1 protein-coding gene is annotated in these 1,982 nt (G+C 65.8%); it reads left to right on the top strand.

The features are described 5' to 3' along the window. The first annotated feature begins 389 nt into the window (after positions 1 to 389). Positions 390 to 1,931, top strand: coding sequence for a DASS family sodium-coupled anion symporter (locus ACT6Y9_RS10680; RefSeq protein WP_443744514.1), 1,542 nt, complete (start codon positions 390 to 392; stop codon positions 1,929 to 1,931). Positions 1,932 to 1,982: the final 51 nt, after the last annotated feature.

The raw sequence follows: 1,982 nt of genomic DNA, 5'->3' as shown, positions 1-1,982 counted from the left end.
CCTCGCTAACCTCGCCCTGAAGGACGGGGCTTGCGCGAGGCCTATCTTTTGGTCAGATGCGCCAAGAGAGGGCGGTGCACACGCGCCATTTCCGTGCATTCAGGGCTCCAGTGCACCGTGCTTCGACGGAATTGCGCGCTTGAGCGGTGCTTCGGCGCCCTCACCTTCCGCGCCGCTCTAGGGAGATCTGCGCATGCGGTTCGGCTTCGCGTCAAGGTGAGGCGCTTTTGCGGACGCTCGGGGGGAGCGGGCTTTCCAAAACGCGTCTTTGGCACGCGGTTCGCTTCTTCAATGGTTTCAGGCGGAGCCAACGCATTGCGCCCGCCACCCGCCGCAGACGGTCCGCCCCCTCGGGGCCGTCCGGCGTCAGAAAGAAGGAAGATTTCCAAATGTCAGCCGACCTCACCGCTCACGCCGCCCCCACATCACCGCCCGCCAATGCGGCCCCCGCTCCCGCTGCGGAGACGACGCCGCAGCCGGGGTTCTTCAAGCGCTACGGGCTCGTCTTCGCCTTCCTCGCGCTCGCCCTCATCTGCCTCGCTCCTGAGCAGCAGGGCCTCACCACGGCCGGACAGCGCATGATCGGCATCATGGTCTTCGCCGTGATCACCTGGTCCACCACCGCCGTGTCGTTCCCGGTTTCGGCGGGCCTCATCATGGCCCTGATCGCCGTCCTGGTGGGGCTCTCCCCCAAGGTGGACGGCTCCGGGATCATCGGCACGACGGCCGGCATGAAGACCGCGCTCACGGGCTTCTCCTCACCCGCCTTCTGCCTCGTGGGCGCCGCGCTCTTTCTCGCCTCGGCGATGATGCGCACAGGGCTCGACAAGCGCATCGCGCTCTTCACGCTCTCCAAAATCGGCGCCACGCCCAACCGCGTCGTGATCGGCATCATCCTCTGCGGCTTCATCCTCTCCTTCTTCGTGCCTTCGACCACCGCCCGCGTCGCCTGCCTCGTGCCGATCGTGATCGGCATGATCCGCGCCTTCGGACTGCAGATCCGCTCGACCTTCGGGGCGCTCCTGATGATCACCGTCGCGCAGGTGGACAGCGTCTGGAACGTCGGCATCAAGACGGCTGCGGCGCAGAACATGGTGGCGGTCAACTTCATCCGCGACATCACCGGTCAGGAGATCTCCTGGCTCGACTGGTTCATCGCCGCCGCGCCCTTCGCCGCGATGATGTCGGTGATCCTCTACTTCGTCGTCACGCGCCTCCTCGGGCGCCGCGTCGAGCCCTTCAAGGGGGGCGAAGCGGCCGTGCGCCGTCAGCTCGCCGCCCTCGGCCCCATGACCGCCAATGAATGGAAGCTCACCGCCGTCTCGCTCGTGCTCCTCTTCCTCTGGGTGACCGAGAAGAAGCTCCATCCCTTCGACACCACGACCACCACCGTCTGCGCGATCGCCTTCCTGATGCTGCCGCGCGTGGGCGTGATGGACTGGAAGAGCACGGTGAACACCATCAACTGGGGCACGGTGCTCGTCTTCGGCGTCGGCATCTCCCTGGGCTCCGCGCTGCTCTCGACCAAGGCCGCGCAGTGGCTCGCCAACTGCATCGTCCACGGCTTCGGGCTCGCGGGCTCGACGCCCCTCGTCGTCATCGCCGTGATGGCGGCCTTCCTCATCATCGTGCACCTCGGGTTCGCGTCCGCCGCGGGCCTCGCCTCGGCGATCATCCCGATCATCATCGCGGTCCTGGGCGAACTCTCGGACCCGAACGTCAACATCCTCGGCATGACGATGATCCTCCAGTACGTGATCAGCTTCGGCTTCATCCTCCCGGTGAACGCCCCGCAGAACATGATCGCCTACTCGACCGGAGCGTTCGACGTGAAGACCTTCGCCTTCACCGGCATCGTCCTCACGTTCGCGGGCTACGCCCTGATCCTCCTCCTCACCTCGACCTACTGGCACTGGCTCGGGCTCGCCTAAGCAACCCGATCACTGAAGTGACGGGGTTTTGACCCATTCTGACCAGGGCTT

The organism is Sutterella sp., assembly GCF_052272535.1.
Classification (GTDB): Bacteria; Pseudomonadota; Gammaproteobacteria; order Burkholderiales; family Burkholderiaceae_F; genus Sutterella.
This window is presented reverse-complemented; position numbering and strand designations above follow the sequence as displayed.